Origin of the sequence: Streptomyces sp. NPDC015171 (assembly GCF_043079545.1) — a bacterium.
Lineage (GTDB): Bacteria > Actinomycetota > Actinomycetes > Streptomycetales > Streptomycetaceae > Streptomyces.
Genome location: NZ_JBIBUO010000044.1, coordinates 1 through 5,766 on the forward strand (window position 1 = coordinate 1; position 5,766 = coordinate 5,766).

Sequence of the window (5,766 nt, forward strand, 5' to 3'; positions counted from 1 at the left end):
GGTGTGGATGTTGATTGGAAGGCGGCGTTCGACGCGGGGTCGGCGCGTCCGGTGGAGCTGCCGACCTACCCCTTCCAACACCAGCACTACTGGCTCGATGCGAACGACACTCCCGCCGTCGAGGCCGACCCCGTCGACGCCGCCTTCTGGGCCGCGATCGAAGCCGGCGACACCGACACCCTCGTCGACGACCTCCAGCTCAAGGCCTCCGTACTCGATGAAGTGCTGCCCGCACTCTCCTCCTGGCGCCGCCGCAGGCAGGAACGGTCCGTCGTCGACGGATGGCGCTACCACCTCGGCTGGGACCGGATCGACACCACCGGCACCCTCTCCGGCACCTGGCTCATAGCCGTCGGCACCGACGCCGGCCCGCTCGCCGAGGCCGTCGCCGCCGGACTCGCCGAGCGCGGCGCGCAAACCGTGCGCGTCGAGATCGACACCGACCACACCGACCGGGAGACGCTGGCCGCCGCCCTGCCCGACCAGCCCTTCACGGGAATCGTGTCGCTCCTCGCACTCGACGGACGACCGCACCCCGCGCACACCACCTGGTCGCGCGGCACGATCGGCACCGTCACCCTCGTCCAAGCCCTCGGCGACGCCGGAATCCAAGCGCCCCTGTGGGCGGTCACGGCCGGCGGCGTCGCCGTCGCCGACCCCGCCGAGCTGACCGACGTCTCCCAGCACGTCATGTGGGGCATCGGCACCGTCCTGGCACTGGACAACCCGCGCACCTGGGGCGGCCTCGTCGACCTGCCCTCCGGCACCGACGAACCCGACCCGCACACCCTCGACCTGCTGTGCACCGCCCTGTCCGGAGCGGACGACGAGGACCAGCTCGCCGTACGCCCCGACGGCCTGCACGCCCGCCGCATGCGCCGCGCCCCGCTGGACGGCGCCCCGGCCACCAAGCCCTGGACCCCGCGCGGCACCGTCCTGATCACCGGCGGCACCGGCGGCACGGGCGCCCACGTCGCCCGCCGCCTGGCCGAGGCCGGCGCCGAACACCTGGTGCTGACCAGCCGCCGCGGCCCCGACGCCCCCGGCGCCGGTGAACTCCGAGCCGACCTGGAGGCCCTCGGCACCCAGGTCACCATCACCGCCTGCGACATCGCCGACCGCGACGAGGTCGCCGCCGTCCTCGACGCCGTACCCGCCGAACTGCCGCTGACCGCGGTCCTGCACCTCGCCGGCTCGCCCCAGACCGAATCACCCCTGTCCGGGCTCACGGTCGAGGAGTTCGCCGAGATGGGCCGGGCCAAGATCGCCGGCGCCCGCCACCTGGACGACCTGCTCGGCGACCGCGAACTCGACGCCTTCGTCCTCTTCTCCTCCGGCGCCACCGCCTGGGGCAGCAACGGTCTCACCTCCTACGCCGGGGCCAACGCCTACCTCGACGCGCTGGCCCAGCACCGCCGGGCCCGCGGGCTGACCGCCACCTCCATCGCCTGGGGCGCCTGGGACGGCGGCGGCATGGTCGACGCGTCGATGGCGAGCGAGTTCGCCAAGCTGGGCGTCACACTGATGGAGCCCCGCCTCGCCGTCACCGCCCTGGTGCAGGCCGTCGAGCACGACGAGACCCACGTGGTCGTCGGCGGCATCGACTGGACCCGCTTCGCCCCGGCCTTCACCCTCTCCCGTCCCCGCCCGCTGCTGCGCGGCCTGCCCGAGGTCACCGAACTCCTCGCCGCCGGCACCGAGGACCGCCCCGACACCGACGTGTCCGCCCTCCGTACCGAACTGCTGGAACTTTCACCGGCCGAGCAGGAACGCCTGCTGGTGCGCCTCGTGCGGACCGAGGCCGGAGCCGTCCTCGGCCACACGGACGCCGAAGGCGTCGAGGAGGACAGGGCGTTCAAGGAGATCGGCTTCGACTCGGTCACCGCGGTGGAACTCCGCAACCGCCTCAACGCCGCCACACGCATGCGGCTGCCCGCCACCCTCGTCTTCGACTACCCGAACCCCAGGGCGCTGGCCGACCACCTGCGCACGGAACTCGTCGGTGACCGTGCCGCCGCGGCCCCGCCCGCCGTCGCACCGTCCCCCGTGACCGACGATCCGATCGCGATCGTCTCCATGAGCTGCCGTCTCCCCGGCGGTGTGACCTCGCCCGAGGACCTGTGGACCCTGCTCGTCGAGGGCCGCGACGCGCTCGTCGACTTCCCGGCCGACCGCGGCTGGAACCTGGACGCACTCCTCTCCGACGACCCCGACGCCCCTGGCACGACCTACGTCCGCAAGGGCGGCTTCCTGCACGGAGTCGCCGACTTCGACGCCGGCTTCTTCGGCATCAACCCCCGTGAGGCGCTCGCGATGGACCCGCAGCAGCGGCTCCTGCTGGAGACCTCCTGGGAGGTCTTCGAACGCGCGGGCATCGACCCGACGTCACTGCGCGGCAAGGACGTCGGTGTCTTCACCGGCATGGGAGCCCAGGACTACACACCGCGCCTCGGCGGCGGCGCCGAGGGCACCGAGGGCTACGCCCTGACGGGCAGCGCAGGCAGCGTCGCCTCCGGCCGCGTCTCGTACGTCCTGGGCCTGGAGGGACCGGCGCTCACCATCGACACCGCCTGCTCGTCGTCGCTGGTGGCGATGCACTCCGCGATGCAGGCCCTGCGCAGCGGCGAGTGCTCGCTCGCCCTGGCCGGCGGCGTCGCCGTGATGTCCAGCCCCGGCGTCTTCGTCGAGTTCTCACGACAGCGTGGCCTGGCCCCCGACGGACGCTGCAAGGCGTTCGCCGAGGGCGCGGACGGCACGGGATGGGCGGAAGGCGTCGGCGTCCTCCTGCTGGAGCGGCTGTCGGACGCCCGCCGCAACGGCCATGAGGTGCTGGCGGTCGTCCGGGGCAGTGCGGTGAACCAGGACGGCGCGTCCAATGGCCTGACGGCTCCGAACGGCCCATCGCAGCAGCGTGTGATCCGGCAGGCGCTGGCGAACGCCGGTCTGTCGGCGGCCGACGTCGACGCGGTGGAGGCGCACGGTACGGGAACGTCGCTGGGCGACCCGATCGAGGCGCAGGCACTGATCGCGACGTACGGCCAGGAGCGCTCCGCCGAGGACCGCCCGCTGATGATCGGCGCCCTGAAGTCGAACCTCGGACACACCGGCGCCACCGCGGGTGTGGCGGGTGTGATCAAGATGGTGCAGGCGATGCGTCATGGTGTGCTGCCGAAGACGCTGCATGTGGATGCTCCTTCGCCGAAGGTGGACTGGTCGGCCGGTGCGGTGGAGCTGCTGACCGAGTCGCGGGCCTGGCCTGAGGTGGATCGTCCTCGCCGGGCGGGTGTGTCGGCGTTCGGAATCAGCGGGACGAACGCGCATGTGATTCTGGAGGGGGTCGAGCCCGCGGCTCCGGTGGAGCGTGCGGTGGAGCCGGACGGTATGGTGCCGCTGGTGCTGTCCGGCAGGTCATCGGAGGCAGTGCGTGCCCAGGCGGCGCAGCTTGCGGAATTCCTGGGCGACGGTGCCGGGCTCAATCTGGCTGATGTGGCCTATTCGCTGGCGACGACGCGTGCGCGTTTCGACCACCGTGCGGTGGTGGTTGCCGGTTCGATGCAGGAGGCGCGGGAGGAACTCGCGTCGCTGCGAGCGGAGCCCGTGGTCGCGGGTCGTGTGGGCGTCCTGTTCACGGGCCAGGGTTCGCAGCGGGTCGGCATGGGCCGTGAACTGCACGCGAGGTTCCCGGTGTTCGCGGATGCCTTCGACGAGGTGTGCGCGGCCGTGGACGAGGGGCTTGGCCGTTCGCTGAAGGAGCTGGTCTTCGAGGGCGGGGATCTGCTCGACGAGACCAGGTATGCGCAGCCGGCTCTGTTCGCTGTGGAAGTGGCGCTCTTCCGTCTCGTGCAGTCGTGGGGTGTGTCTGCCGATGTCCTGGCGGGTCATTCGATCGGTGAGGTGACCGCGGCGTATCTGGCGGGTGTGTGGTCGCTGGAGGATGCGGCGGCATTGGTGGTGGCGCGTGGTCGGTTGATGCAGGCGTTGCCGGCCGGTGGTGTGATGGTCGCGGTGGAGGCGGCGGAGGACGAGGTCACGCCGCTGCTGACCGATGGCGTGAGCATCGCCGCTGTCAACGGGCCGACATCGCTGGTGCTGTCGGGTGTCCAGGACGAGGTCGAGGCGGTGGTGGCCGGCTTCGAGGGTCGTCGGGTGAAGCGGCTGCGGGTCTCGCACGCGTTCCACTCGCCCCTGATGGATCCCATGCTCGAAGAGTTCCGTGCGGTCGCGGCCGGACTGACGTATCGCGAGCCTTCTGTGCAGGTGGTGTCGAACCTGACCGGTGCACTCGCGGACCCGGAGCGGCTGTGCTCTCCCGACTACTGGGTGGAGCATGTGCGGGGCACCGTCCGGTTCCATGACGGTGTGCAGGCCATGAGGGAGCAAGGGGTCTCCACGTTCCTGGAGCTGGGTCCCGATGGTGTGCTGTCCGGGATGGTCGCGGAGGGGTGTGTGCCGTCCCTGCGGCGGGATGTGCCCGAGAACGGGGCGCTGATGAACGCTCTGGGCCGGATGCACGCCCGTGGTGTCGATGTCGACTGGGAGAAGGTCTTCTCCGGCACCGGCGCACGGCGTGTGGGTCTGCCGACGTATGCCTTCCAGCACGAGCGCTACTGGCTGAACCCGACATCGTCCGGCGGCGACCCGGCGCTGGCCACCGGACACGCGCTGCTCGACATCGTGGTCGGTGTCCCGGACACGGGTGGCGTGGTGGCCACGGGCCGCTTGTCGCTCACCGCGCAGCCGTGGCTGGCGGATCACGTTGTCTCGGGTGTGGTGTCGCTGCCGAGCGCCGCTCTGGTGGAGTTGGCGATTCGCGCCGGGGACGAGGTCGGTGCGCGGTCCCTGCGGGAACTGATCATCGAAGCGCCGGTGGTGATCCCCGAGAAGGGTGCGGTACGCATCCAGGTGTCGGTCGGTGAGGACACGGGCGGTGCGCGGTCGGTTTCGGTGTACTCGCGGCCGGATGACGCCGAGGTCGACATGGAGTGGGTGCGTCACGCGAGTGGTCAGCTCGTTGAGCACGCGTCGGCGTCCGGCGCCGACTTCGAGGTCTGGCCCCCGGAGGGTGCGCGGCCGGTCGACCTGACCGGTTTCTACGCGGACCAGGCGACCGCTGGATACGCGTACGGGCCGCTGTTCCAGGGCCTCAACTCGCTGTGGACCCTTGGAGAGGACATCTACGCGGAGGTCGCGCTCCCGGCGGAGGACACCGACGCGGCGTCCGGGTTCGGTCTGCACCCCGCGCTTCTCGACGCGGTCCTGCATTGCGGGGCCTTCATGGAGCGGAAGGCCGAGGAGGGCGAGATCGTCCTGCCGGCCGCGTGGAACGGAGTGACGCTGCATGCCTCCGGAGCCACCAGCCTGCGGGTGCGTATGACGCCCATCAGCCCCGAATCGGTGTCGCTGGACCTTGCCGATGGTGAGGGTGTGCCGGTGGCGTCGGTGGAGTCGCTTGTGCTGCGGGCGGTTGCTGGGGAGCAGCTGAAGGCTTCCGGTCCTGCCGGGGAGTCGTTGTTCCGGGTGGAGTGGTCGTCTGTGCCGGTGCGCGGTGGTGCGGGTGATGTCGAGGTGGAGGTTTTGGAGGTTCCCGTTGTGGCCTCCGTGGATGCTGCGGCTGTTCGTGACGTGACGGCTGGTGTTTTGGCTTCTGTGCAGTCGTTCCTTGCGTCCTCGTGTGGGGGCTGGTTGGTGGTGGTGTCGCGGGGGGCGGTGGTTGTTGCTGGTGAGGCTGGTGTGGTGGATCCGGTGGCGGCTGCGGTGTGGGGTCTG

General features: G+C 71.1%; 1 protein-coding gene. It reads left to right on the forward strand.

Translation table 11 applies throughout. The features are described from left to right. Positions 1–5,766, forward strand: a 5,766-nt coding sequence (locus ACF073_RS41345; RefSeq protein WP_392076721.1) for an SDR family NAD(P)-dependent oxidoreductase, incomplete at both ends; no start/stop codon positions are given.